This window comes from Streptomyces longwoodensis (assembly GCF_001514125.1).
Lineage (GTDB): Bacteria > Actinomycetota > Actinomycetes > Streptomycetales > Streptomycetaceae > Streptomyces > Streptomyces longwoodensis.
Map to the genome: position 1 here is coordinate 179371 of NZ_KQ948561.1, position 23384 is coordinate 202754.

25 protein-coding genes and 1 riboswitch are annotated in these 23384 nt (G+C 73.5%); of the genes, 11 read left to right on the top strand and 14 right to left on the bottom strand.

The genetic code is table 11. The features are described 5' to 3' along the window. Positions 1 to 4: 4 nt before the first annotated feature. Together sdhA and AQJ30_RS29710 are read left to right on the top strand one after the other, a co-directional pair. On the top strand, positions 5 to 1759 hold the full coding sequence (gene sdhA / locus AQJ30_RS29705) for a succinate dehydrogenase flavoprotein subunit (protein WP_067240041.1): 1755 nt from the start codon (positions 5 to 7) through the stop codon (positions 1757 to 1759). Then, positions 1759 to 2538 (top strand): succinate dehydrogenase iron-sulfur subunit, encoded by a 780-nt coding sequence (locus AQJ30_RS29710; RefSeq protein ID WP_067240043.1) that lies wholly within the window; start codon positions 1759 to 1761, stop codon positions 2536 to 2538. Before sdhA ends, AQJ30_RS29710 begins: the two co-directional genes overlap by 1 nt. A 92-nt stretch (positions 2539 to 2630) precedes the next feature. On the opposite strand, the gene AQJ30_RS29715 is transcribed toward AQJ30_RS29710, so the two are convergent. From AQJ30_RS29715 to AQJ30_RS29725, 3 genes are all read right to left on the bottom strand, one after another. Then, on the bottom strand, positions 2631 to 2894 hold the full coding sequence (locus AQJ30_RS29715; protein WP_067240044.1) for a TM2 domain-containing protein: 264 nt from the start codon (positions 2892 to 2894) through the stop codon (positions 2631 to 2633). A gap of 239 nt (positions 2895 to 3133) precedes the next feature. Next, positions 3134 to 3556, bottom strand: coding sequence for a DUF2752 domain-containing protein (locus AQJ30_RS29720; RefSeq protein ID WP_067240046.1), 423 nt, complete (start codon positions 3554 to 3556; stop codon positions 3134 to 3136). Between the two features lie 16 nt (positions 3557 to 3572). Next, positions 3573 to 4058, bottom strand: coding sequence for a TM2 domain-containing protein (locus AQJ30_RS29725; protein WP_067240047.1), 486 nt, complete (start codon positions 4056 to 4058; stop codon positions 3573 to 3575). Between the two features lie 181 nt (positions 4059 to 4239). Between AQJ30_RS29725 and AQJ30_RS29730 the strand changes: the two genes are divergently transcribed. The 4 genes from AQJ30_RS29730 (at position 4240) to AQJ30_RS29745 (ending at position 6464) form a co-directional block, all read left to right on the top strand. Next, on the top strand, positions 4240 to 4650 hold the full coding sequence (locus tag AQJ30_RS29730; RefSeq protein WP_067240048.1) for a VOC family protein: 411 nt from the start codon (positions 4240 to 4242) through the stop codon (positions 4648 to 4650). 96 nt (positions 4651 to 4746) lie between these two features. After that, positions 4747 to 5154 carry a hypothetical protein gene (locus AQJ30_RS29735; protein ID WP_067240245.1) on the top strand — a complete coding sequence of 136 codons (408 nt, stop codon included), beginning with the start codon at positions 4747 to 4749 and terminating at the stop codon, positions 5152 to 5154. Continuing rightward, complete coding sequence (locus tag AQJ30_RS29740) at positions 5151 to 5693, top strand: thiol-disulfide oxidoreductase DCC family protein (RefSeq protein ID WP_425424173.1); 543 nt, start codon at positions 5151 to 5153, stop codon at positions 5691 to 5693. The genes AQJ30_RS29735 and AQJ30_RS29740 overlap by 4 nt, the downstream gene beginning before the upstream one ends. Before the next feature lie 9 nt (positions 5694 to 5702). Continuing rightward, positions 5703 to 6464, top strand: coding sequence for a TetR family transcriptional regulator (locus AQJ30_RS29745; RefSeq protein WP_067240049.1), 762 nt, complete (start codon positions 5703 to 5705; stop codon positions 6462 to 6464). A gap of 39 nt (positions 6465 to 6503) precedes the next feature. Here AQJ30_RS29745 and AQJ30_RS29750 read toward each other — a convergent pair whose 3' ends face one another. Continuing rightward, the gene (locus AQJ30_RS29750) at positions 6504 to 8915 is read right to left on the bottom strand and encodes an MMPL family transporter (protein ID WP_067240050.1); all 2412 of its coding nucleotides are present in this window, start codon (positions 8913 to 8915) and stop codon (positions 6504 to 6506) included. A gap of 158 nt (positions 8916 to 9073) precedes the next feature. On the opposite strand from AQJ30_RS29750, the gene AQJ30_RS29755 reads away from it, so the two are divergent. Together AQJ30_RS29755 and AQJ30_RS29760 are read left to right on the top strand one after the other, a co-directional pair. Beyond that, a complete protein-coding gene (locus AQJ30_RS29755) occupies positions 9074 to 9763 on the top strand; it encodes a response regulator transcription factor (protein WP_067240051.1) in 690 nt (229 codons plus the stop codon). Then, positions 9760 to 11238 (top strand): sensor histidine kinase, encoded by a 1479-nt coding sequence (locus tag AQJ30_RS29760; RefSeq protein WP_067240053.1) that lies wholly within the window; start codon positions 9760 to 9762, stop codon positions 11236 to 11238. The genes AQJ30_RS29755 and AQJ30_RS29760 overlap by 4 nt, the downstream gene beginning before the upstream one ends. 11 nt (positions 11239 to 11249) lie before the next feature. On the opposite strand, the gene AQJ30_RS29765 is transcribed toward AQJ30_RS29760, so the two are convergent. The 3 genes from AQJ30_RS29765 to AQJ30_RS39615 form a co-directional block, all read right to left on the bottom strand. Beyond that, on the bottom strand, positions 11250 to 11657 hold the full coding sequence (locus AQJ30_RS29765) for an ATP-binding protein (RefSeq protein WP_067240054.1): 408 nt from the start codon (positions 11655 to 11657) through the stop codon (positions 11250 to 11252). Between the two features lie 112 nt (positions 11658 to 11769). Further along, the gene (locus tag AQJ30_RS29770; protein WP_067240056.1) at positions 11770 to 13080 is read right to left on the bottom strand and encodes a metallophosphoesterase; all 1311 of its coding nucleotides are present in this window, start codon (positions 13078 to 13080) and stop codon (positions 11770 to 11772) included. A gap of 24 nt (positions 13081 to 13104) precedes the next feature. Beyond that, the gene (locus AQJ30_RS39615) at positions 13105 to 13344 is read right to left on the bottom strand and encodes an SCO4848 family membrane protein (protein WP_067240058.1); all 240 of its coding nucleotides are present in this window, start codon (positions 13342 to 13344) and stop codon (positions 13105 to 13107) included. Between the two features lie 91 nt (positions 13345 to 13435). Between AQJ30_RS39615 and AQJ30_RS29780 the strand changes: the two genes are divergently transcribed. Beyond that, positions 13436 to 14788: a D-alanyl-D-alanine carboxypeptidase family protein gene (locus AQJ30_RS29780; protein ID WP_067240059.1), complete on the top strand. Its 1353-nt coding sequence runs from the start codon at positions 13436 to 13438 to the stop codon at positions 14786 to 14788. Here AQJ30_RS29780 and AQJ30_RS39020 read toward each other — a convergent pair. From AQJ30_RS39020 to AQJ30_RS29800, 4 genes are read right to left on the bottom strand one after another with little or no spacing between them, the layout of a single operon-like run. Then, positions 14742 to 15647 carry a YihY/virulence factor BrkB family protein gene (locus tag AQJ30_RS39020; protein ID WP_067240060.1) on the bottom strand — a complete coding sequence of 302 codons (906 nt, stop codon included), beginning with the start codon at positions 15645 to 15647 and terminating at the stop codon, positions 14742 to 14744. The two genes, AQJ30_RS29780 and AQJ30_RS39020, sit on opposite strands and share 47 nt — an antisense overlap. Further along, the gene (locus AQJ30_RS29790) at positions 15635 to 16081 is read right to left on the bottom strand and encodes a GtrA family protein (protein WP_402217597.1); all 447 of its coding nucleotides are present in this window, start codon (positions 16079 to 16081) and stop codon (positions 15635 to 15637) included. Before AQJ30_RS29790 ends, AQJ30_RS39020 begins: the two co-directional genes overlap by 13 nt. Continuing rightward, the gene (locus tag AQJ30_RS29795) at positions 16075 to 17058 is read right to left on the bottom strand and encodes a decaprenyl-phosphate phosphoribosyltransferase (RefSeq protein WP_067240062.1); all 984 of its coding nucleotides are present in this window, start codon (positions 17056 to 17058) and stop codon (positions 16075 to 16077) included. Before AQJ30_RS29795 ends, AQJ30_RS29790 begins: the two co-directional genes overlap by 7 nt. Beyond that, positions 17051 to 17620, bottom strand: coding sequence for a phosphatase PAP2 family protein (locus AQJ30_RS29800; protein ID WP_169808507.1), 570 nt, complete (start codon positions 17618 to 17620; stop codon positions 17051 to 17053). Before AQJ30_RS29800 ends, AQJ30_RS29795 begins: the two co-directional genes overlap by 8 nt. A gap of 132 nt (positions 17621 to 17752) precedes the next feature. Between AQJ30_RS29800 and dprE1 the strand changes: the two genes are divergently transcribed. Both dprE1 and dprE2 read left to right on the top strand, forming a co-directional pair. Further along, the gene (dprE1, locus tag AQJ30_RS29805; protein ID WP_067240064.1) at positions 17753 to 19108 is read left to right on the top strand and encodes a decaprenylphosphoryl-beta-D-ribose oxidase; all 1356 of its coding nucleotides are present in this window, start codon (positions 17753 to 17755) and stop codon (positions 19106 to 19108) included. Positions 19109 to 19151: 43 nt separating this feature from the next. Beyond that, positions 19152 to 19907 (top strand): decaprenylphospho-beta-D-erythro-pentofuranosid-2-ulose 2-reductase, encoded by a 756-nt coding sequence (gene dprE2, locus AQJ30_RS29810; RefSeq protein ID WP_067240066.1) that lies wholly within the window; start codon positions 19152 to 19154, stop codon positions 19905 to 19907. 25 nt (positions 19908 to 19932) lie between these two features. Here the strand turns inward: dprE2 and AQJ30_RS29815 are convergent, their stop codons facing one another. The 3 genes from AQJ30_RS29815 to AQJ30_RS29825 form a co-directional block, all read right to left on the bottom strand. Further along, the gene (locus AQJ30_RS29815; protein ID WP_067240068.1) at positions 19933 to 20517 is read right to left on the bottom strand and encodes a 2'-5' RNA ligase family protein; all 585 of its coding nucleotides are present in this window, start codon (positions 20515 to 20517) and stop codon (positions 19933 to 19935) included. 139 nt (positions 20518 to 20656) lie between these two features. Beyond that, on the bottom strand, positions 20657 to 21673 hold the full coding sequence (gene trpS, locus AQJ30_RS29820) for a tryptophan--tRNA ligase (protein WP_067240070.1): 1017 nt from the start codon (positions 21671 to 21673) through the stop codon (positions 20657 to 20659). 121 nt (positions 21674 to 21794) lie between these two features. Further along, positions 21795 to 23243, bottom strand: a complete 1449-nt coding sequence (locus tag AQJ30_RS29825; protein ID WP_067240072.1) for a glycine hydroxymethyltransferase — start codon at positions 23241 to 23243, stop codon at positions 21795 to 21797. 33 nt (positions 23244 to 23276) lie between these two features. Further along, positions 23277 to 23364: riboswitch (ZMP/ZTP riboswitch) on the bottom strand. Between the last annotated feature and the right edge of the window lie 20 nt (positions 23365 to 23384).

Genomic DNA, 23384 nt, shown 5'->3' on the forward strand with positions numbered 1-23384 from the left:
AATCATGAAGATCCACAAGTACGACACCGTCATCGTCGGCGCCGGTGGCGCGGGCATGCGCGCGGCCATCGAGTCGACGAAGCGCAGCCGCACCGCCGTGCTGACCAAGCTCTACCCCACCCGCTCCCACACGGGCGCCGCGCAGGGGGGCATGGCCGCCGCGCTGGCCAACGTGGAGGAGGACAACTGGGAGTGGCACACCTTCGACACGGTCAAGGGCGGTGACTACCTGGTCGACCAGGACGCCGCCGAGATCCTGGCGAAGGAGGCCATCGACTCGGTCCTCGACCTGGAGAAGATGGGCCTGCCGTTCAACCGCACGCCGGACGGCACCATCGACCAGCGCCGCTTCGGCGGTCACTCCCGCAACCACGGCGAGGCCCCGGTCCGCCGGTCCTGCTACGCCGCGGACCGCACCGGCCACATGATCCTCCAGACGCTGTACCAGAACTGCGTCAAGGAGGGCGTGGAGTTCTTCAACGAGTTCTACGTCCTGGACCAGCTGATCACCGAGGTCGACGGCGTCAAGCGCTCGGCCGGCGTGGTGGCGTACGAGCTGGCGACCGGCGAGATCCACGTCTTCCAGGCGAAGGCCGTGATCTACGCGTCCGGCGGCTGCGGCAAGTTCTTCAAGGTGACGTCGAACGCGCACACGCTGACCGGCGACGGCCAGGCCGCGGTGTACCGGCGGGGCATCCCGCTGGAGGACATGGAGTTCTTCCAGTTCCACCCGACCGGCATCTGGCGCATGGGCATCCTGCTCACGGAGGGCGCCCGCGGTGAGGGCGGCATCCTGCGCAACAAGGACGGCGAGCGCTTCATGGAGAAGTACGCGCCGGTCATGAAGGACCTGGCGTCCCGTGACGTCGTGTCCCGGTCCATCTACACGGAGATCCGCGAGGGCCGCGGCTGCGGTCCCGAGGGCGACCACGTCTACCTGGACCTCACGCACCTCCCGCCGGAGCAGCTGGACGCCAAGCTGCCCGACATCACCGAGTTCGCGCGCACCTACCTCGGCATCGAGCCCTACACGGACCCGATCCCGATCCAGCCCACCGCGCACTACGCGATGGGCGGCATCCCGACCAACGTCGAGGGTGAGGTCCTGGCGGACAACACCACCGTCGTGCCGGGCCTGTACGCCGCCGGCGAGGTCGCCTGCGTCTCCGTGCACGGCGCCAACCGCCTGGGCACCAACTCGCTGCTGGACATCAACGTCTTCGGCAAGCGGGCCGGCATCGCGGCGGCGGAGTACAGCCAGAAGGCCGACTTCGTCGAGCTGCCGGAGCGCCCCGAGGCCCTCGTGGTCGAGCAGATCGAGCGCCTGCGGACCTCGACCGGCACCGAGCGGGTGTCGACGCTGCGCCGTGAGCTGCAGGAGACCATGGACGCCAACGTCATGGTGTTCCGCACGGAGCAGACGATCAAGACGGCCGTCGAGAAGATCGCCGAGCTGCGCGAGCGCTACAAGAACGTGGCGATCCAGGACAAGGGCAAGCGGTTCAACACGGACCTGCTGGAGGCCATCGAGCTGGGCAACCTGCTCGACCTGGCCGAGGTCATGGCGGTCTCCGCGCTGGCCCGCAAGGAGTCGCGCGGCGGTCACTACCGCGAGGACTACCCGAACCGCGACGACGTCAACTTCATGCGTCACACCATGGCGTACCGCGAAGTCGGCGCCGACGGCTCCGAGACCGTCCGTCTGGACTACAAGCCGGTCGTCCAGACCCGCTACCAGCCGATGGAGCGTAAGTACTGATGGCTACCCCTGTTCTGGAGAAGGACGACGCGGCCGGCCGCCCCGAGCCCGGTTTCGCCGACTCCCCGTACATCACGGTCACCCTCCGGGTCCGCCGGTTCAACCCGGAGGTCGCGGCCGAGGCGACCTGGGAAGACTTCCAGCTGGAGATCGACCCGAAGGAGCGCGTCCTCGACGCCCTCCACAAGATCAAGTGGGACCTGGACGGCACGCTGACGTTCCGCCGGTCCTGCGCGCACGGCATCTGCGGCTCCGACGCGATGCGGATCAACGGCAAGAACCGCCTCGCGTGCAAGACGCTGATCAAGGACATCAACCCCGAGAAGCCGATCACGGTCGAGCCCATCAAGGGCCTGACGGTCCTGAAGGACCTGGTCGTCGACATGGAGCCGTTCTTCCAGGCGTACCGGGACGTGATGCCCTTCCTGATCACGAAGGACACCAACGAGCCGACGCGCGAGCGGCTGCAGTCCGCCGAGGACCGCGAGCGCTTCGACGACACCACCAAGTGCATCCTGTGCGCCGCGTGCACGTCGTCCTGCCCGGTGTTCTGGAACGACGGCCAGTACTTCGGCCCGGCCGCGATCGTGAACGCCCACCGCTTCATCTTCGACTCGCGTGACGAGGCCGGGGAGCAGCGGCTGGAGATCCTCAACGACCGCGACGGCGTGTGGCGCTGCCGTACGACCTTCAACTGCACGGACGCCTGCCCGCGCGGCATCGAGGTCACCAAGGCCATCGCCGAGGTCAAGCGGGCGCTGATCACCCGCCGCTTCTGAGCCGGCCGGCACACAGCACGACGGCGAGGGCCCCCTCCGGTAGGACACGGAGGGGGCCCTCGCCGTTGCTGCGCACCGGCGCGCCGGCGGCGTCAGCCGCGCAGGACGCGGCCCTGCTTGTCGGTGCGGTCGTTGCTCGTCAGGAACAGGATGCCGTCGATCAGGGACCAGATGCCGAGACCGCCGCAGGTGAGCAGCTGCGCGACACCGACGCCGACGGAGCCGACGTAGAAGCGGCCGATGCCGAGCCCGCCGAGGAAGATCTGCAGGAGGCCCGCGACGATCTTCGACTTGTCGGAGTAGGGACGGCCCTGCGGGTCGAAGCCGAAGGGGGCGTCAGGGGTGGGGACGGTCATGTGCACTGCTCCTGGATGACGTGCTGCGAGAGTCCGGAGCGGGACGGCTCCGGAACGGAGGGCGCACGGACCCATGGCTCGGCCCACCCCCCGTAAGCGGTGAGCCTAGAGAGCGGGAGGAGGCCGCGGGGAGGGGCGCGGGGTGATCGTTCCTGTTCCGTGATCAAAACTTCGTCAAGTCCCGGCTTGATCCGGCCCCTGACGGGTATGCGGGTGAGTTGCCGTCAACGCGGCCCGAATCAGACCAGGTTGCGGACGACGGTCCAGGTGACGGCGAGGGCGAGGATCAGCAGTTGGCCACGGGGGCCGACGCGGGGCTGCCAGCGGCGGCCGCGCAGGCCCTCCGCCATCCACCGGCCGAGCATCGCCAGCGCGAAGGGCGCGGCCAGCAGCAGGGCACGGTTGTCGAGCCAGGCCTGGGTGAGGTGACCGTGCATCAGGTCGTACGCCATGCGCGTGCCACCGCAGGCGGGGCAGAGCAGCCCGGTGACCAGGCGGAAGGGGCAGCGCGGCAGGAGGTGGCCGGGCTCGTGCGGGTCGGTGACGTACACGTGGGCGCTGCCCGCCGCGCCGGCGGCGAGCACCGCGAGGGGGCCCGCCGCCGGGTGCCGCAGCAGCGCACGCGCCGAGGGGCCGGCCGACGGGGGCGCCGACGGGGGCACCGGCGGGGGTGCCGCCTCAGCCACGCAGGACCCGTCCCTGGGCGTCGGTGGTGTTGCTGCTGGTCAGCAGGATGATGCCGTCGATCAGGGCCCAGATGCCGAAGCCGCCGCAGGTGAACAGCTGGGCGAGGCCGAGGCCGACGTTGCCGATGTAGAACCGGCCGACGCCGAAGGTGCCCAGGAACAGCTGGAGGATGCCCGCGACGATCTTCGACTTGTCGGAGTAGGGGCGCCCGTAGGGGTCGTAGCCGTACGGGGCGTTCGGGTCGCCGGTGTAGGAGCCGGGCGGGACGGCGCCGCCCTGCGGGTAGCCGTACCCGGGCTGCTGGTAGCCGCCCTGGGGGTAGCCCTGCTGCCCGTAGCCCGGCTGGCCGTACGCCTGCTGGCCGTAGCCCTGCTGCGGGGAGCCGTAGGGGCCGGCCTGCCCGCCCCCGTAGGGGCCCTGGCCGGCGTTCGGGTAGCCGTACCCCGGCTGGGGCGGTTGCTGCGGCTGTTCGGTCACGGCGGTGTCTCCCCGTTGGCACGTGGACGGAGCTGTCGGCTCCGACGGTGAAGTGAGTTCAGGTCATCTTGCAGGAGGGGGCGCCCCGCTGAGAAGCCGGGTCCGGGCCCGGGGCGACGGCCGCGCGGGGCGGGGCGTGCCCCTCACGGGTTCGCGGGCGATGCGCACCTAAAGTGACGGTATGTCAGATGACCAGTCGTACGAGCTGCTCGGGTTCGACAACGTCCTGCTGCCCGTCGGGGACCTCGGCGAGGCCGTGGGGTTCTACGAGCGGGCCGGGTTCGTGGTGGGCCTCCGCTTCGACGAGGGCGGGATCGCCCTGCTGAAGGTCGGGGGCGAGACCCCCGGCGTCCTGCTGCGCCGGGAGGACGGGCTGGGGCACCGGCCGCCGCCGTGGCCGTCCCCGCGGGTGTGGCTGGAGGTGCCGGACGCGCGGGAGGCGGCGCGCAGGCTCGCGGCCGCCGGGATCGCGCCGCTGGACGAGCCGTTCGCGGTGGCCACGGGCTGGACGGTGGAGGTGGCCGACCCCTGGGGCAACGTCATCGGCTTCACGGACTACGCCAAGCGCCCGGAGCTGGGCCGCCGCGGCTGAGGCCCTCCCCCGGCCACCCCCGTCTTGAACGTGTTCAAAAACAGGTCTACAGTCACCCCTGTCAGCGTTTTGAACGCGTTCAAGAAGGGGTGGGGCATGGACCGCACCGTCATCGCCTACGTCATCTACCTGGCCGTCAGCATCGCGCTGACCGTCTGGGTGGCCCGGACCCTCAGCCGCAACGGCCGGGTCTTCCTCGCCGACGTGCTGCACGGCGACGAGAAGCTCGCGGACGCCGTCAACCACCTCCTGGTGGTCGGCTTCTACCTCGTCAACCTCGGCTTCGTCGCGCTGTACCTGAGCGGCGACGACACCATCGTGGACGCCCGCGGCGTCTTCGAGGCGCTGTCCACCAAGCTCGGGGTCGTGCTGCTGGTGCTCGGGGTGATGCACCTGGGCAACGTGTACGTGCTCAACCGGATCCGGCGGCGCGGGCTGCTGGAGCGGGAGGAGATCCCGCCGGTGCGGCCGCAGGGCCGGGTCGCCGCCACGCCGGGCGCGTGATCCCGGTGCCGGCCGAGGCCGCCCGCGTCCCGGTGCGCGGGCTGACCGTCCTCTACGACGCCGAGTGCCCGCCGTGCGCCTTCCTGCGCGACTGGCTCGTACGGCAGCCGCAGCTGGTGCCGCTCGCCCTGGTCCCGGCCGGGTCGGAGCAGGCCCGGCGGCTCCTGCCCGGGCTCGACCACGCCGCCACCCTCGAGGAGATCACCGTGGTGGACGACACCGGGCAGGTCTACCGGGACGCCGCCGCCTGGGTCGTCACCCTGTGGGCGCTGCGCCGGCACCGGGCCCTGGCCCACCGGCTGAGCACCCCCTCGGGGCTGCGGCTCGCCCGGGGAGCGGCGCTGGCGGCGGCCAAGTGGCGGGACCGCGGGCGGGCCCCGGCCTGGCCGGCCCCGTACGGGCCGTCGCAGGCCCAGGGCCGGCCGTGGGGCGGACAGGGTTACCGGCGGGCCGACGGGTGGGTGTACGACCCCGCCGCCGGCTGGACGTACCTGCCGGGCGGCGACGGCTGTGCCGGTGGGACCTGCGCCACTCGTTAGGCTCTGTCCGTGTCCGCGAAGAACCAGGGCGCCTGCCCCGAGGAGCCGGTCCCCGTCCCCAGCAAGTCCGAGCAGACCCGCGCGCTGATCCTGGAGACCGCGATGCGGCTGTTCCAGGAGCGCGGGTACGACAAGACGACGATGCGGGCCATCGCCCAGGAGGCCGGGGTCTCGGTCGGCAACGCGTACTACTACTTCGCGGGCAAGGAACACCTGATCCAGGGCTTCTACGACCGCCTCGCCGCCGAGCACCGGCAGGCGGTCCGCGCGGTCCTGGACCGGGAGACCGACCTGGAGGCCCGGCTGGCGGGCGTGCTGCGGGTGTGGCTGGACGTGGCGACGCCGTACCACGAGTTCGCGGTGCAGTTCTTCAAGAACGCCGCCGATCCGGACAGCCCCCTCAGCCCGTTCTCCCCGGAGAGCGAGCACGCGCGCGAGGAGGCCGTCTCCGTCCACCGCGAGGTGCTGGCGGGGGCGACGCGGACCAAGGTCCCCGAGGAACTGCGGGACGTGCTGCCCGAGCTGATGTGGCTCTCCCAGATGGGCCTCGTCCTGTACTGGATCTTCGACCGCACGGAGGGCCGCGAGCGCAGCTACCGCCTCGCCGAGCGCGGCGCCCGCCTCACGGCCCGCGGCGTCTCCCTCTCCCGCTTCCGCCTCCTGCGCCCCCTGGTCCACGAGGTCCACGAACTCTTCACGGACTTCCTGCCGGGCATGACGCGGGTCCTGCCGGACCCGGGACGGGAGCGCGGGCGCGGCGACGGCGAGTGATCCCTTCCGTGCCCCGCCGTCGAACCGGCCCGCGCGCCGCTAATTGACCGCGTCCACCCCGCCCCCCGTCAGTTCCACGTCGTGGGTCAGGGGGGTGTCGGGCACCGTGACGTGGCGGGCGTTCGAGCCGTGGGCGGGGGACGTCGTGGCCAGGAGGTAGGTGCCGGGGGCGGGGACCGTGAGGATGTAGGAGCCGTCGGCCAGGGTGGTGACGCGGTCCAGCTGGCGGCCGCCCTTGGACAGGAGCGTCACCGCCGCGCCGTCGACCGGGGCGCCCGAGGCGTCGCGGACGAAGCCGTGGACCGCGGAGGAGGGGCCGCCCGTGCCGGGGGCGGGCTCCGGAGCCGGGTCCTCCGCCGGTTCCACCGCCAGGTGGGGCAGCCGCCGGTCGAGCCAGGCCGGCAGCCACCAGTTGGAGCTGCCGAGCAGGTGCATCGCCGCCGGGACCAGCGCCGTGCGCAGGAGGAACGCGTCCAGCGCCACCGCCGCCGCGAGGCCCACGCCCGCCATCGCCGCGCCCGAGTCGCCGCTGAGGACGAAGGCGAGGAAGACGCACACCATGATCAGCGCCGCCGAGTTGATGACCCGGCTGGTCTCCGCGAGGCCGACCCGCACCGCCCGTGCGTTGTCCCGGGTGTGCACCCACTCCTCGTGCATCCGGCTCACCAGGAACACCTGGTAGTCCATCGACAGGCCGAAGAGCAGGGACAGCATGATGACCGGGAGGAACGCGTTGATCGGGCCCTCCTTGCCGAGGGCGAGCAGGTCCAGGCCCCAGCCCCACTGGAAGACGGCGACCAGCACGCCGAACGACGCCGCCGCCGCGATCAGGTTCATCACCGCCGCCGTCAGCGGCACCACGAGCGAGCGGAACGCCACCAGGAGCAGCAGGAAGCCCAGTCCGATGATCGTCGCGACGAACAGCGGCAGTCGGTCGCCGGTGACCGTCGCGAAGTCCTTGGACACCGCCGTCACCCCGCCGACGTGCGCCGACGCCCCGGCCCGCGGGATCACCTCGTCGCGCAGGGTGTCGATCAGCTCGTCGGTCTCCTTCGACTGCGGGGACGTCGTCGGGACCACCTGGACCACCGTCACGCCGCCGGCGGGCGGCAGCGCCGCCACCCGGGCCACGCCCTCGGTGCCCTGGATGCCCTTGACCAGCGCCGCGGTGTCGCCGCCGTCGGCCACGACCTGGAGGGGGCCGTTGAAGCCCGGCCCGAAGCCCTCGGCGAGCAGGTCGTACGCCTGGCGGGTGGTCGTGGTGGTGTCGTCGTTGCCCTGGTCGGTGGCGCCGAGGCGCAGCGACAGCACCGGCAGCGCCAGGACCGCCATGACGACCAGCGCCAGCGCCGCGACCGTACGGGGCCTCCGCTGCACGCCCGCCGACCAGCGGGCCGCGAGGCCGCTCGCACGCTCCGGCTCGGGCCCGGCCTCCGCGAGCCGGCGCCGCTGCCGGCGGCTGAGGACCCGCGGGCCCAGGAAGCCCAGCAGGGCCGGCAGCAGGGTGGTCGCCGCGAGCACGCTCAGCACCACGGTGAGGGACGTGCCGATGACCACGCCGTCCAGGAAGCGCAGGTTCGTCACCAGCATCCCGGCGAGCGCGATGCACACCGTGCCGCCCGCGAACAGCACCGCCCGTCCGGAGGTGTTCATCGCGGTGACCACCGACTCCTCCGGGTCGAGGCCGCGCAGGATGCCGCGCCGGTGCCGGGTGACGATGAACAGCGCGTAGTCGATGCCGACGCCGAGTCCGATCAGCGAGGCGAGCAGCGGCGCGAGGTCGGGGATGTCGGTGCTGTGGCTGAGCAGCTGGGTGCCGAACAGGCCCATGCCCACGCCGAAGACCGCCACCGCGATCGGCAGCAGCATCGCGAACACCGAGCCGAAGGCCAGGAAGAGCACGACGGCCGCGGCCACCAGGCCCACCATCTCGGCGAGGCCCGTCGGCGGCTCCTGCACGCGCTGGATGGCCTGGCCGCCCAACTCCACGCGCAGCCCGTCCCGTTCGGCGTCCTGCGCGGTGTCGACGACGTCCTGCACGAGCTCCTTGGGCACCTCGTTGGCCCGCTGGGTGAAGGTGACCTGCGCGTACGCGATCCGCCCGTCCCGGCTGACCTGCGCCGCGCCCTGCGCCCCCGTGTAGGGGCCGGCGACGTCCCCGACGCCCTTCATCCCGGCGATCTTCTGCAGCGCGGGCTGGATGCGGGCGCGCACGTCCGCGTCGCGCACCGAGCCCTCGTCGACCTTCCACACGACGGTGTCGGTGTCGCCGGCCCGGGCCGGGAACGCCTTCTCCATCAGGTCGTACGCCTTCTTGGAGTCCGTGTTCGGGAGGGAGAAGACGTTCGCGTAGTCCGTGCCGGCCGCCGAGGCCGAGAACCCCAGGCCGAACAGCGCCCCCACCCACAGCAACAGGACCACCAGCCGGTGCCGATGGCACCACCGCGCCAATGCCGCCACGCTCAAGCTCCTTCTTCGCTCGGTTCCCCCGGGTCCTGGCTCCAGCATGGGTGCCCGCGTGCGCGCGGGGCGGCCGTCTGCGGCGGTTCTCAAGGAACTCCAAAGCAACGGGCCGCCCGGGCACCGGCCCACCGCCCGATACTGGGGGCATGACGACGGCCCCCGGGACGGTACTGGTGGTGGAGGACGAGCCGAGCATCGCGGACGTCCTCGCCATCGCCCTGCGCTTCCACCGCTTCGAGGTGATGACCGCGGCCACGGTCCGCGCGGCGCTGGCCCTCGCCGAGCGCACCCGGCCGGACGTGGCCCTGCTGGACGTGATGCTGCCGGACGGCGACGGCCGTGAGCTCGGCCGACGGCTGCGCGACGAACAGCCGCAGCTGGGGCTGGTGTTCCTCACCGCACGGGACGCGCCCGCGGAGATCGTCGGCGCGCTCGGCTTCGGCGACGACTACATCACCAAGCCGTTCGACATCGACGTGGTGGTGGCCCGGATCGGCGCGGTCATCCGCCGCACCCGCCCGGCCGACGTCCTGCCCCGGCACCCCCCGCTGCGCTACGGCGACCTGGAGCTGGACGAGACGACGTACAGCGTCCACCGCGCGGGCCGCACGGTCGAGCTGACGCCCACCGAGTACGCGCTGCTGCGCTTCCTGGTGCGCAACGCCGGGCGGATCGTGCCCAAGGAGCAACTGCTGCGCCACGTCTGGCAGTACGAGCACACCCCGCCGGAGTCCACGGTGGTGGAGACGTACATCAGCTACCTGCGGCGCAAACTCGCCGCGCTGGGCCCGCCGTTGATCACGACCCGGCGCGGGGTCGGGTACGGGCTGGCATGAGGCGCCCCCGGCTGCCGGTGAAAGCGCCCCGGGCGCGGCGGGCGATCCACTCGCTGCGGGTGCAGCTGACGCTGGCCAACGTGGCGCTGCTCGCCCTCGGCATCGTGGCCACCACGGCGGTCAGCCTGATGGGCATGCGGTACTACCTGCTGGACCAGGTCGACTCCGGGCTGACCAAGACCCGCGCGTCGATCGCGAGCACGCGACTCACGGTGCGTCAGATCGACTCGCTGACCGTGCTGTCGTTCGTCCGGGACCGGCTGGCGCCCGGGCAGTTCGACGAGCGGTCGACACCCGACTCGATCTTCACCGCGGTGGACGCGCACGGCCGCCCGCAGACCCTGTTCGGCGTGGCCCCGACCCCCGCCCAGCGGGGCCTGGCCGAGGCCGTCGACGACCCGGCCGCCCTGACCTCCGACCCCGACCCGCACTCCGTCGACGTGCACGGCGCCGCCTACCGCGTGACCGCGACCCGCCTCGCCGACGGCACGTACGTGCTGCTGGCCGCCTCCACCGACGGCCTGCACAAGGGCATCGGCAAGGCCCTCAAGCTCGACCTGGCCGTGGGCACGCTGCTGCTGTCGCTGCTGGCGTGCCTGACGCTGTTCAGCGTGCGGCGGCGGATGCGGCCGCTGGAGGACATGGTGGAGACCTCCTCGGCCATCGCCGAGGGCGACCTGACCCGGCGGGTGCCCTCGCGGCACCACTCCACCCGGGAGGTGGAGCAACTGCGGCTCGCGCTCAACTCGATGCTGCACCAGGTCGAGTCGGCGTACCGCACCCGCGAGCACAGCGCGACCCAGCTGCGCCGGTTCGTCGCCGACGCCTCGCACGAGCTGCGCACCCCGCTGTCCGCGATCCGCGGCTACCTCCAGCTGTACGACCAGGGGATGCTGCGCGACGCCCAGGAGCGGCGCCGGGCCTGGGACCGCATGAACGGCGAGGTGGACCGCATGGGCCGGCTCGTGGACGAGCTGCTCACCCTGGCCCGGCTGGACCAGCGGCCCGAACTGCGGCTGCGGGACGTCGACGTGGGCCGGCTGGTGCGGGACGCGGCCGAGGACCTGCGGGCGCAGCAGCCGGAGCGGCCGCTCACCGTGGACGCCGCCGCGCCGGTGCGGGTGCGCGCGGACGAGTCGGGGCTGCGCCAGGTGCTCGGCAACCTCGTCGCCAACGTCCGCATCCACACGCCCGCGGACGTGCCGGTGCGGCTCGGCGCGGAGCGGACGGGGGACGCCGAGGGCGTCGTACGGCTGTGGGTGCGGGACGAGGGGCCGGGGCTGGCCGCGGACGACGCGGCGCGGGTCTTCGACCGCTTCTTCCGCGCGGGCGGCGGCGCGGGCAGCGGCCTGGGGCTGGCGATCGTGCAGGGCGTGGTGCACGCTCACGGCGGCGAGGTGTCGGTGCGCACGGCACCGGGCGAGGGGCTGACGGTCACGGTGGAGCTGCCGGCCCGGCGCGAGGAGTGCGACTAGGGTCCTCGGAATCAGCGGGGCGGGTCGGCGTGGATCAGGGCCCAGACCGTCTTGCCGTCGTGGCCGCGGGTCCACACGCCCCACGCGGCGGCCAGGTGCTCCACCAGGTGCAGTCCGCGGCCGTGCTCGGCGGCCGTGCCGACCCGGCGCGGGCGGGGTTCGCGCAGTCCCCCGTCGGACACCTCGACCAGGCAGGAGCCGTCGGCGAGGGCGGTGACGGCCACCTCGAACTCCCGCTCGGCGCGCGGCCCGTGCCGTACGACGTTGGTGGCCAGCTCGGACACCAGCAGGACCGCGTTGGCGAGTGCCGGGTCGTCGGGGCCGTGCCCCCAGGCGGCCAGGTGCTCACGCACTCCGCGCCGGGCGAGCGCGACGGACGCCGGGTGCCGGGGCAGCCGGATCGAGTGGCGTCTCAGCACATCGGCTCCTCACCCCGTACCCGCCCCCGTCACAACGCGCCCGTGGGGTGACTGCCCGTCAGCGGGCGAACGCATGCACGAACCGCCCGCGGCACGCGGGTCCGGGCGGCGGTCAGGCGCGGGTCGACGCCAGTTCGATCACCGTGATGTCGGACGGCGCCCCGACCCGGGTCGGCGGGCCCCAGGCACCCGCGCCACGGGAGACGTACAGCTGGGTGTCGCCGTAGCGGTCCAGGCCGGCCAGCGTCGGGTTCGCGGCGGCCGCGACGAAGTTGCCCGGCCAGAGCTGACCGCCGTGGGTGTGGCCGGAGAGCTGGAGGTCGACGCCGTGCCGTACGGCCTGGTGGATCTGGACGGGCTGGTGGGCGAGCAGCACGCACGCGCGGGCGGTGTCCCGGTCGTCGAGGGCCTTGGCGTAGTCGGGGCCCTGGCCCTCGCGCTCGCCGGTGACGTCGTTGACGCCGGCCAGGTCGAACCAGGGCAGTTCCGCGCGGGCGTTCTCCAGCGGGCGCAGACCGAGCCGCCGCACCTCCGCGACCCACTGATCGGCGCCGGAGAAGTACTCGTGGTTGCCGGTGACGAACCAGCTGCCGTGCCGGGCCTCCAGTTGCGCGAGGGGGGCCGCGGCCGGGCCGAGGTCCTTCACGCTGCCGTCGACCAGGTCGCCGACCACCGCGATCAGGTCGGGCCGGGTGGAGTTGATCGTGTCGACGACCGTCTGCGCGAAGCCGCGGCCCAGGACCGGACCCAGGTGGATGTCGCTGACCACCGCGATGCGGTACCCGTGCGCCGCGCGCGGCAGCTTGGCCAGCGGCACGGTGACCCGCTTCACCCGCGGGCCGCGCAGGACACCGTAGGTGCCGTAGCCGACCGTCCCCACGGCCGCGGCGGCCGCGGCACCGGCGACGACCCGGGAGACCAGGAGCCGGCGGGAGGGGGCGGGCTGCGCGGGCGCGACGGGTTCGGCCGGGGGCGCGGGGTCGGCCGACGGTGCGGGTTCGGCCGGGAGCGCGGGCTCGCCCGACGGTGCGGGCCCGGCCGACGGTGCGGACCCCGCCGGGGACGGGACGGGGGACGGCGTCTCGACGGCCGGCCGCGGGGCGCGGCGTTCCAGGACGCGCCGCAGCAGCGGGCGCACCACTTCGCCGGCCAGGACCGCGAGCAGCAGGTAGACCGACAGGGCCATCCACAGGAACCCCGGCCAGGCCAGGACCCGCTGGAGGAGGAACGGGGCACCGGCCCGCTCGGCCACCAGGGCGCCGACCGCCAGGATCCAGCCACCCGCGATCACGACGGCGCCGGCCCGGCGCGCCCGGCCGGGGCCGGTCGTCGTGTCCCGGAACAGCCGCCGCCACAGGTACCAGTTGGCCGCGACCAGCACGGCCAGGACCGCCAGGGCGAGCAGCACGTAGACGATCACCATGCGTCGTGTCCCCGTCCCCGTGCCCTATGACGTCCGACGCAGTGCGCGCAGCCCGCGCAACCCGATGCCCCCGATGACCGTCCCCAGTACGAAGGAGACGACGGCCAGCGTCAGGTGCACCCAGAAGAACGCGGTCGGCTGCCCGTCGTCGAAGGCCTGCCCGCTGCTGTCCTTGACCAGGTTCTTGACGAAAGTGACCCAGATGACCCAGCTCCACACCCCGAAGGCGAGCAGGAACCAGGAGAGGGGGCGGCTGAGCTTCATGGGTTCAGTATCGCCGTCCCGTGGCCGGTTCCGGGACCGGGGTGGGGAGGGCGGCGGGACTTCCCGTCGCGCGCCAGGTACGTTTCGCCTCGTGCCCGCACCGAAGATGCCGGCCGGCAGGCGGTCCCTGCTGGTCACCTCCGCCACCCTCGTGTCCCTCGCCTCGTCCCTGGCCCTCGCCGCGCCGGCCGCCGTCGCCGCCCCGACGCCCACGCCCGGCCCCTCCGCCCGTGCCTCCGCCAGTGCCTCGGCCCGTCCGACGGCGACTCCCCCGGCGGCCATGTCGACCGTCGGCGGGGCGCGCCTCGGGCAGCCCGGCACCCAGGTGCAGCTCGCGGGCGGCGCCCCGGTGCTGCCGAAGGACCTCACCGCGCGCTCGTGGATCGTCGCGGACGCCGAGTCGGGCCAGGTGCTCGCCGCGCACAACGCGCACTGGCGGCTGCCCCCCGCGAGCACGCTGAAGATGCTGTTCGCGGACACCGTGCTGCCCCGCTTCCCCCGCACGCAGACCCACCAGGTGACCGTGCAGGACCTGGCGGGCGTCGGTTCGGGCTCCAGCATGGTCGGCATAAAGGAGGGTGAGACGTACACCGTCCACGACCTGTGGCTCGGGGTGTTCCTGCGCTCCGGCAACGACGCGGTGCACGTGCTGTCGGCCATGAACGGCGGCGTCCCCGCCACCGTGCAGGAGATGAACGCGCACGCCGAGGAGCTCCAGGCCCTCGACACGCACGTGATCACCCCCGACGGCTACGACGCGCCCGGCCAGGTCTCGTCGGCGTACGACCTGACGCTGTTCGCCCGCTCGGGGCTGCAGAAGAAGGACTTCCGGGAGTACTGCTCGACCGTCCGGGCCAAGTTCCCGGGCGCGACCACGACGAAGAAGGGCAAGTCGTCCCGCTCGTCCTTCGAGATCCAGAACACCAACCGGCTGCTCGCGGGCGACTACGACATCTCCCAGTACCCGGGCATCGCGGGCGTGAAGAACGGCAACACCACCAACGCGGGCGCCACCTTCACCGGTGTCGCCGAGCGGGGCGGGCGGGTGCTGCTGGTCACCGTGATGAACCCGGAGAAGCCGGACCACAACGAGGTCTACAAGGAGTCGGCGGCGCTGCTCGACTGGGGCTTCCAGGCGGCCGGCAAGGTGACCCCGGTGGGCGAGCTGGTCCGGCCCCGGGGCGGGGCCGGTGCGCAGCCCGGCGCCGGCGACTCGGCGGGCGAGTCCGGCCAGGCGGGCGGCGGGTCGGGCACCTCCGGCGGGGCGGGCGCTTCGGCGAACCCCTCCGGCACGCCGGTCGCGGCCGCCACGGGCTCGGGCCACTCGACCGGGGTGGGTACGGCGATGGCCGTCGCCGCGGGCCTGATGGTGCTGCTGGTCGGGGGCGCGTTCCTCGTCAATCGTCGCTGGCCGCTGCCGGACCTGGTGCGCCGCCGACGGTGACGCCCTCCTCCGCCTTGCTGCCGGTCGCCGTCCAGGCGGCGCAGTACAGGACCAGCTTCGCCGTGAAGTTGATCCACAGCAGCAGGGCGACCGGCACGCCGAACGCGCCGTACATGCTCTTCGTGGCGACGCCCTGCATGTAGCCGCTGAGCAGCAGCTTGAGCAGTTCGAAGCCGACCGCGCCGACGAGCGCGGCGACGAAGAGCCGGTGGCGCGAGGGCTCGACGCCGGGCAGCAGGGTGAGGGCGTACAGCAGGACCAGGAAGTCGGCGAGGACGGCGACGGCGAAGGCCAGCACCCGCAGCAGGACGGTGCCCCAGCCGTGCTCGTCGAGGCCGAGCTGGCGTGACGTCCAGCCGATGGCGGCCGAGGCGACGGCGGACGCGGCGAAGGTGAGCAGGACGGCGCCGCCGAGGCCCAGCAGGACGCCCGCGTCCTTGGCCTTGAGCAGCAGGGGGTTCTGCTCGCTGTCGGGCAGCTCCCACACGGCGCGCAGGCAGTCGCGCACCTGGCCGACCCAGTTGATGCCGGTGAACAGCAGCACGGCACCGGCGATGAGTCCGACGGTGCCCGCGTTCTGCACGAGCGAGCCGATGTTCAACTGCTCGGAGATGCCCGGGACCTGGTCGGCGATCTTGCCCTCCAGGGTCTTCTGCCGGTCCTCGCCGAGGGTGGCCGCGGCGATCGCGGCGACCACCGTGAGCAGCGGGAAGAGCGAGACGAAGCTGATGAAGGTCATCGCGGCGGCGAGCCGCGTCCACTTCACCCGGTCCAGCCGCTCGTACGAGCGCCACGCGTGCGTGGTCATCAGCCGGGCGATGTACGGCCCGATGCCGGGGAGCCTCTTCAGCCAGTCCATGGTCCGACTCTGCCCTCGTCCCCGCGGAACACCCACGTGCGGGTGCCCCAGAAGCGCAGGGCCGTGGCCAGGACCATGCCGACCCCGGCCCAGGAGAGCGTGTCCGCCCGCTGGGAGGTGAGGCCGAGGCCGTAGTGGCTGACGAGGAGGCAGAGGAACTGGACCAGGGCGCCCGCCGCGTTCACCGCGAGGAAGACGGCGCCGGAGCGCAGGGTGCGGGCGGCCCGGTGGCGGTAGGTGCCGAGCGCGTTGCCGGCGTAGGCCACCGCGCAGCCGGCGAGGAACGACAGGGCCTTCGCGGTGAGCGGGTCCGCGCCGGCCGGTCCGCGCAGGCCGGTGAAGACGGCGAGGTCGGCGGCGTAGGCGAGCAGGCCCACGGCGGCGAACCCGGCCAGTTCCCGGCCGCGCACCGGCCCGGCGTGCGAGGTCACCAGTCGGCCACCGCCAGCCCGTACATCGCGAGCCAGGCGAGGCCGATCAGGGCGAGGGCGCGGTCGCCGAGGACGACCTCCTCGGGTTCGCCGGCGGTGCCGCGGTCGGCGAAGACGGCGTAGCGCAGCACGGCGAGGATGAAGGGCACCATGGACAGCTGGCGCCAGGGCAGCACGCTGGTGTGCGGGACGCCGCCCTGCTCCAGCGCCCACAGGCAGTAGGCGAGGACGGCGACGCCGGCGGCGAGCTGCCAGACGAAGCGGAGGTAGCCGGTGGTGTACTCGGACAGCAGCGCGCGGGTGGCACCGGCCGTGCCGGCCATCTGCACGGCCTCGGAGTAGCGCTTGGCGGACACCATGAACAGCGCGCCGAAGCCGGTGGTGATCAGGAACCAGCGGGACAGCGGGATGCCGAGCGCGAGTCCGCCGATCATCGCCCGCATCAGGAACCCGGTGGTGACCACGGCGAGGTCGACGACCAGTACGTGCTTGAGGCTGACGCAGTACGCCAGTTGCATGCCGAGGTAGGCGGTCAGCAGCGCGGCGACGGCGGGGGCGGTGAGCCAGACGGCGAGTGCCGGGGCGAGGACGGCGAGGGCGCCGCCGACGCCGTAGGCGACCGGGACGGGCACCTGCCCGGCGGCGACCGGGCGGTGGCGCTTGGTGGGGTGGGCGCGGTCGGCGTCGGCGTCGCGGGCGTCGTTGATCAGGTAGACGGCGGCGGCGCAGGCGGTGAACAGGGCGAAGACCAGCACGAGTCGGCCGGCCGCGGCCCGGGAGAACAGCTGTCCGGCGGCGGCCGGGGCGGCGACGACCAGGACGTTCTTGACCCACTGCTTGGGGCGGGTGGTCCGCAGCAGTCCGCCGAGGAGGGTGCCGGGGCGGCGGCTCGGGGGCGTGGGCCTCGGGCGCCGGGTGCGCTGTTCGAGGAGGGTGCCCGCCGGGCGTGCGGTGTCGGCGAGGGGGGCCGCCTCAGTCATGCGTTCCCCCTCGCACGCCGTGGGTGCCGGCCGGTGAGCCGGGCAGGCCCGCGCGCATCCAGCGCGCCCCCAGGCGCGCGGTGAGGGCGCCGAGGGCGGCGCCGGCGGCCACGTCGGACGGGTAGTGGACGCCGACGACCAGGCGGGACAGGCACACCGCGGCGGCGAGCGGCGGGACGGCGCGGGCGGCGCGGGCGCCGAGCGCGGTGAAGGCGACGGCGGCGGCGGCCGACGAGGTGGCGTGGGAGCTGGGGAAGGAGTGCCGCCCGGCGGTGCGCACCAGGGGGTCGACGTGGGCCGGGCGGGGGCGGCGCACGAGGCGCTTCACGCCCATGCTGGCGGCGTGCGCCCCGGCGGTGAGCGCGGTCGCGCGCAGCCAGGCGCCGCGCCGGCCGCGGTCCACGGCGGCCCCGGTGAGGCCCGCCGCCAGCCACAGCGCGCCGTGCTCCCCGGCCCAGGACAGGGCGCGCGCGGTCCCCGCGACGCGCGGGTCGGCGCCGCGGGCGCGCAGCGCGGAAAGGAGCCGGTGGTCGATTCCGTGTCTCTTCTCCATCTGGTCCATGAGGACTCACTGTTCACGCCCGCGGCGCCGGACCTCTGGCAATATCGGGCGACATACCATTAATCACCCATTTCGGGTAGACCGGTATGTTTCCCGGCTGATCGCCCGGAGGTCGGCGATACGGTCACCGACATGCCTGCCGAGACCGCTTCCGTCACCGGGTGGGGCCGCACCGCCCCCTCCGTCGCCCGTCTGATCCGCCCGAGGACGTACGAGGAGGCCGTGGCCGCCGTCCGCACGTGCGGGGCGCGCGGCGGCATCCCGCGGGGACTCGGACGGGCGTACGGCGACGCCGCGCAGAACGCGGGCGGTGCCGTGTTCGACATGACCGGCCTGGACCGCGTGCACGCGATCGACGCCGACGGCGGCACCGTGCTGTGCGGCGCCGGGGTCTCCCTGCACCGGCTGATGGAGGTCCTGCTGCCGCTCGGCTGGTTCGTGCCGGTGACCCCCGGCACCCGCTACGTCACGGTCGGCGGCGCGATCGGCGCGGACATCCACGGCAAGAACCACCACGGCTCCGGCTCCTTCTCCCGCCACGTGCTCGCGATGGAGCTGCTCACCGCCGACGGCACCGTGCACTCCGTGCGGCCGGGCACCGACCTGTTCGACGCCACGGCCGGCGGCATGGGCCTGACCGGGGTCATCCTCACCGCGACCCTGCAACTGCAGCCGGTGCAGACGTCCCTGATGAGCGTGGACACCGAACGCGCCACCGACCTCGACGACCTGATGGCCCGGCTGACCACGGGCGACGACCACTACCGCTACTCGGTCGCCTGGATCGACCTGCTCGCGCGCGGCGCCGCCACCGGCCGGGCGGTCCTCACCCGCGGCGACCACGCCCCCGTGGACGCGCTGCCGGCCGGCTCCCGCGCCCGGCGCGACCCGCTGGCCTTCCGCCCCGGCCGCCTCCCCGCGGCCCCCCGGCACCTGCCCGGGGGCCTGCTCACCCGCCGCAGCGTCGGCGCGTTCAACGAGCTCTGGTACCGCAGGGCCCCCCGGCTGCGCCGCGGCGAGCTGCAGACCATCACCGCGTTCTTCCACCCCCTCGACGGCGTCCCGCACTGGAACCGGATCTACGGCCGCGGCGGCTTCGTGCAGTACCAGTTCGTCGTCGGGTACGGCCAGGAGGACGCCCTGCGCCGGATCGTGGACCGCATCGCCGCCCGGCGCTGCCCGTCCTTCCTCGCCGTCCTCAAGCGGTTCGGCGACGCCGACCCCGGCTGGCTGTCCTTCCCGCGCCCCGGCTGGACGCTCGCCATGGACGTGCCGGCCGCGCTGCCGGGCCTCGGCCCCTTCCTCGACGAGCTGGACGAGCAGGTCGCCGCGGCCGGCGGGCGCGTCTACCTCGCCAAGGACTCCCGGCTGCGCCCGGAGCTGCTCGCCGGCATGTACCCCCGGCTGGAGGACTTCCGCGCGCTGCGCGCCGAGCTGGACCCGCGCGGCGTGTTCGTCTCCGACCTCGCCCGCCGGCTGTCGCTCTAGATCGCTCACGTAGTCCCCCCCACGCCCTTTAGGAGCTGCTGTCGTGAAGGACGCCTTCGGTCTTCCCCAGTCCCTGCTGGTCCTCGGCGGCACGTCCGAGATCGCGCTGGCCACGGCCCGCCGGCTGATCGCGCGCCGCACCCGCACCGTGTGGCTCGCCGGCCGCCCCTCCCCCGCGCTGGACGAGGCCGTCCAGGACCTGCGGGCGCACGGCGCGGACGTGCGCACCGTCGCGTTCGACGCGCTGGACCCCGAGACCCACGAGGAGGCCCTGGGCAAGGTGTTCGCCGAGGGCGACATCGACCTGGTGCTGCTCGCCTTCGGCATCCTCGGCGACCAGGCCCACGACGAGCGCGACCCGTCCGCGGCCGTGCGGGTCGCCCGCACCAACTACATCGGGGCCGTCTCCGCCGGTCTGGTCGCCGCCCGCGCCCTGCAGACCCAGGGCCACGGCTCGCTGGTGGTGCTCTCCTCGGTCGCCGGGGAACGCGCCCGGCGCGCCAACTTCATCTACGGCTCCAGCAAGGCCGGCCTCGACGCGTTCGCGCAGGGCCTCGGCGACGCCCTCCAGGGCACCGGCGTGCACGTGATGGTCGTACGCCCCGGCTTCGTGCGCACCCGGATGACGGCCGGGCTGCCCGAGGCCCCGCTGGCCACCACCCCCGAGGCGGTCGCCACGGCGATCGAGCTGGGGCTGCGGCGGCGGTCGGAGACGGTGTGGGTGCCCGGGGTGCTCCGGGTGGTGATGTCGGCGCTGCGGCACGTGCCGCGCGGGGTGTTCCGCCGGCTGCCCGTGTAGGCGGCCCGGGCGGGCCGCCCGGGGCTCAGTGGGCCGGCAGGGTGCCCTGTTCCAGCGGGGCGGACGCCTGCGTGGGGACGACCGGGCCGCCGCCGAAGGCGTAGTCGCGCAGCTTGCGCCACACGCCGTCGGGGCCCTGCTCGTACAGGGCGAACCCGGTGCAGGACCACAGGGCCTCGTAGTCGGCGAGCTCCGCGAAGGCGCGGTCCATCGCCGCGTCCTCGATGCCGTGCGCCACGGTGACGTGCGGGTGGTACGGGAAGTGCAGCTCGCGGGCCAGCGGCCCGGAGGCGTCGCGGACCTGCTGCTGGAGCCGGGTGCAGGCCTCCGCGCCCTCGGCGACGCGCACGTACACGACCGGGGACAGCGGCCGGAAGGTGCCGGTGCCCGACAGCCGCATCCGGAACGGCCGGCCGGCCGCGGCGACCGCGCTCAGGTGCGCCTCGACGGACGGCAGCGCCGCCGCCTCGACCTCGGTCGGCGGCAGCAGCGTGACGTGCGTGGGGATGCCGTGAGCCGCGGCGTCGCCGAAGCCCGCGCGCCGCTCCTGGAGCAGGCTGCCGTGGGGCTCCGGGACCGCGATCGACACGCCGATCGTTACGGTCCCCACGAGGTCTCCTGTCATCGTGTGGTCCCGGGCGGCGGGTGCCCGCCCGGGCAGCTCTCGACTATCGACTGTACGACCGCCGCCGCCGTGTTGGACGGCCGCGGCGGTGTGCTCTACGGCTCAGTGCCCGCGAGGGCCGGGTTCAGTGCTTCGCCGGGAGGAAGCCGATCCGGTCGTACGCCTGGGACAGCGTCTCGGCGGCGACGGTCCGGGCCTTCTCGGCGCCCTTGGCGAGGACCGAGTCCAGCGTCTCCGGGTCGTCCAGGTACTGGTGGGTCCGCTCGCGGAACGGCGTGACGAACTCCACCATGACCTCGGCGAGGTCGGTCTTCAGCGCGCCGTACATCTTGCCCTCGTACGCCTGCTCCAGCTCGGCGATCGTGCGGCCGGTGAGCGTGGAGTAGATGGTGAGCAGGTTGGACACGCCGGGCTTGTGCTCCGCGTCGTAGCGGATCACGGTGTCCGTGTCGGTGACGGCGCTCTTGACCTTCTTCGCGGTGGTCTTCGGGTCGTCGAGCAGGTTCACGAGGCCCTTCGGCGTGGACGCCGACTTGCTCATCTTGATCGACGGGTCCTGGAGGTCGTAGATCTTCGCCGTCTCCTTCAGGATGTACGGCGACGGGATCGTGAACGTCTCGCCGAAGCGGCCGTTGAAGCGCTCGGCGAGGTCGCGGGTCAGCTCGATGTGCTGGCGCTGGTCCTCGCCGACCGGGACCTGGTGGGCCTGGTACAGCAGGATGTCGGCGACCTGGAGGACCGGGTACGTGAACAGGCCGACGCTCGCGCGGTCGGCGCCCTGCTTGGCGGACTTGTCCTTGAACTGGGTCATGCGGCTGGCCTCGCCGAAGCCGGTGAGGCAGTTCATCACCCAGGCCAGCTGGGCGTGCTCCGGGACGTGGCTCTGCACGAACAGGGTGCAGCGGTCGGGGTCCAGGCCGGCCGCGAGCAGCTGCGCGGCGGCCAGCCGGGTGTTGGCGCGCAGGTCCGCGGGGTCCTGCGGGACCGTGATCGCGTGCAGGTCGACGACCATGTAGAACGCGTCGTGGCTCTCCTGCAGCGCCACCCACTGGCGGACGGCGCCGAGGTAGTTGCCGAGGTGGAACGAACCGGCGGTGGGCTGGATGCCGGAGAGCACGCGGGGACGGTCTGCAGTGGCCATGGGCCCATTCTCGCAGAGCCCCGGGGTGGGCCGGGCCGGGAGGTGGGGGTGGTCCGGGGCGCCGGGGACGGGGTGACCGGACCCGGCCGGTCGCCCCGTCCCCGACGCCCTTCCGGGCTGCTCAGCCCAGGTCGACCTCCGGGTACAGGGGGAAGCCCGCCACGAGGTCGGTGGCCCGCTGGGAGATCTCGTCGGCGACCTTGGCGTCCAGGACGTGCGCCGCCTTGGACGGGGCGCCCGACTTGGTGGTGCCCGCCTCGGTGGTGGTCAGGACGCGGTCGATCAGGCCCGCCACCTCGTCCATCTCCGCCGTGCCGAGGCCCCGGGTGGTGAGCGCGGGGGTGCCGACGCGGATGCCGGAGGTGTACCAGGCGCCGTTGGGGTCGGCCGGGATGGCGTTGCGGTTGGTGACGATGCCGGACTCCAGCAGCGCCGCCTCGGCCTGGCGGCCGGTGAGGCCGTAGGAGGAGGCCACGTCGATGAGGTTGAGGTGGTTGTCCGTGCCGCCGGTGACCAGGGTCGCGCCGCGGCGCGTGAGGCCCTCGGCCAGGGCGCGGGAGTTGTCCACGATCCGCCGGGCGTAGTCCTGGAAGGACGGCTGCCGGGCCTCGGCCAGGGCGACCGCCTTGGCGGCCATGACGTGCGGGAGCGGGCCGCCGAGGACCATCGGGCAGCCGCGGTCCACCTGGTCCTTCAGGGAGTCGTCGCACAGCACCATGCCGCCGCGCGGGCCGCGCAGGGACTTGTGGGTGGTGGTCGTCACGATCTGGGCGTGCGGCACCGGGTCGAAGTCGCCGGTGAGGACCTTGCCCGCGACCAGGCCGGCGAAGTGGGCCATGTCGACCATCAGCGTCGCGCCGACCTCGTCGGCGATCTCCCGCATGACCCGGAAGTTCACCAGCCGGGGGTAGGCGGAGTAGCCGGCGACGATGATCAGCGGCTTGAACGCGCGGGCCTGCGCGCGCAGAGCGTCGTAGTCGATGAGGCCGGTCGCCGGGTCGGTGCCGTAGGAGCGCTGGTCGAACATCTTGCCGGAGATGTTCGGGCGGAAGCCGTGGGTGAGGTGGCCGCCGGCGTCCAGGGACATGCCCAGCATGCGCTGGTTGCCGAACGCCTGGCGCAGCTCGGCCCAGTCGGCGTCGGTCAGGTCGTTGATCTGCCGGACGCCGGTCCGCTCCAGGAAGGGCGCCTCGACGCGGTCGGCGAGGACGGCCCAGAAGGCAACCAGGTTGGCGTCGATGCCTGAGTGCGGCTGGACGTAGGCGTGGCGGGCGCCGAACAGCTCACGGGCGTGCTCGGCGGCCAGCGACTCCACGGTGTCGACGTTGCGGCAGCCGGCGTAGAAGCGGCGGCCGATCGTGCCCTCGGCGTACTTGTCGCTGAACCAGTTGCCCATCGCGAGCAGCGTCGCCGGGGAGGCGTAGTTCTCGGAGGCGATCAGCTTGAGCATCTCGCGCTGGTCGTGCACCTCCTGGCCGATGGCGTCGGCGACGCGGGGCTCGACGGCGCGGATCACGTCGAGGGCGGCACGGAAGGCGGTGGACTCGGTGGACAGCGGCTCGGCTGGCATGGGGACCTCCGGACGTCGGCGTTCAGCGTTCACGGGTACGGCCCAGGCGCACGGCACTGTGTCGAACGGGCCGCTCCCCGATGGTCGGTCCCATCCCAGCGCGCCAGTCACGGCCCACGGCCAGCCTACCGGCCCGGGCGG

Excerpts from the sequence above, each read along its gene's own strand:
- AQJ30_RS39020 (WP_067240060.1), bottom strand. The coding sequence starts at position 15,647 with ATGGACTGGCTGAAGAGGCTCCCCGGCATCGGGCCGTACATCGCCCGG.
- AQJ30_RS29825 (WP_067240072.1), bottom strand. The coding sequence starts at position 23,243 with ATGCCAGCCGAGCCGCTGTCCACCGAGTCCACCGCCTTCCGTGCCGCC.
- dprE1 (WP_067240064.1), top strand. The coding sequence starts at position 17,753 with ATGCCTGCCGAGACCGCTTCCGTCACCGGGTGGGGCCGCACCGCCCCC.
- AQJ30_RS29760 (WP_067240053.1), top strand. The coding sequence starts at position 9,760 with ATGAGGCGCCCCCGGCTGCCGGTGAAAGCGCCCCGGGCGCGGCGGGCG.
- AQJ30_RS29735 (WP_067240245.1), top strand. The coding sequence starts at position 4,747 with ATGGACCGCACCGTCATCGCCTACGTCATCTACCTGGCCGTCAGCATC.
- sdhA (WP_067240041.1), top strand. The coding sequence starts at position 5 with ATGAAGATCCACAAGTACGACACCGTCATCGTCGGCGCCGGTGGCGCG.
- AQJ30_RS29795 (WP_067240062.1), bottom strand. The coding sequence starts at position 17,058 with ATGACTGAGGCGGCCCCCCTCGCCGACACCGCACGCCCGGCGGGCACC.
- AQJ30_RS29710 (WP_067240043.1), top strand. The coding sequence starts at position 1,759 with ATGGCTACCCCTGTTCTGGAGAAGGACGACGCGGCCGGCCGCCCCGAG.
- AQJ30_RS29755 (WP_067240051.1), top strand. The coding sequence starts at position 9,074 with ATGACGACGGCCCCCGGGACGGTACTGGTGGTGGAGGACGAGCCGAGC.
- AQJ30_RS29715 (WP_067240044.1), bottom strand. The coding sequence starts at position 2,894 with ATGACCGTCCCCACCCCTGACGCCCCCTTCGGCTTCGACCCGCAGGGC.
- AQJ30_RS29770 (WP_067240056.1), bottom strand. The coding sequence starts at position 13,080 with ATGGTGATCGTCTACGTGCTGCTCGCCCTGGCGGTCCTGGCCGTGCTG.
- AQJ30_RS39615 (WP_067240058.1), bottom strand. The coding sequence starts at position 13,344 with ATGAAGCTCAGCCGCCCCCTCTCCTGGTTCCTGCTCGCCTTCGGGGTG.
- AQJ30_RS29730 (WP_067240048.1), top strand. The coding sequence starts at position 4,240 with ATGTCAGATGACCAGTCGTACGAGCTGCTCGGGTTCGACAACGTCCTG.
- AQJ30_RS29800 (WP_169808507.1), bottom strand. The coding sequence starts at position 17,620 with ATGGACCAGATGGAGAAGAGACACGGAATCGACCACCGGCTCCTTTCC.
- trpS (WP_067240070.1), bottom strand. The coding sequence starts at position 21,673 with ATGGCCACTGCAGACCGTCCCCGCGTGCTCTCCGGCATCCAGCCCACC.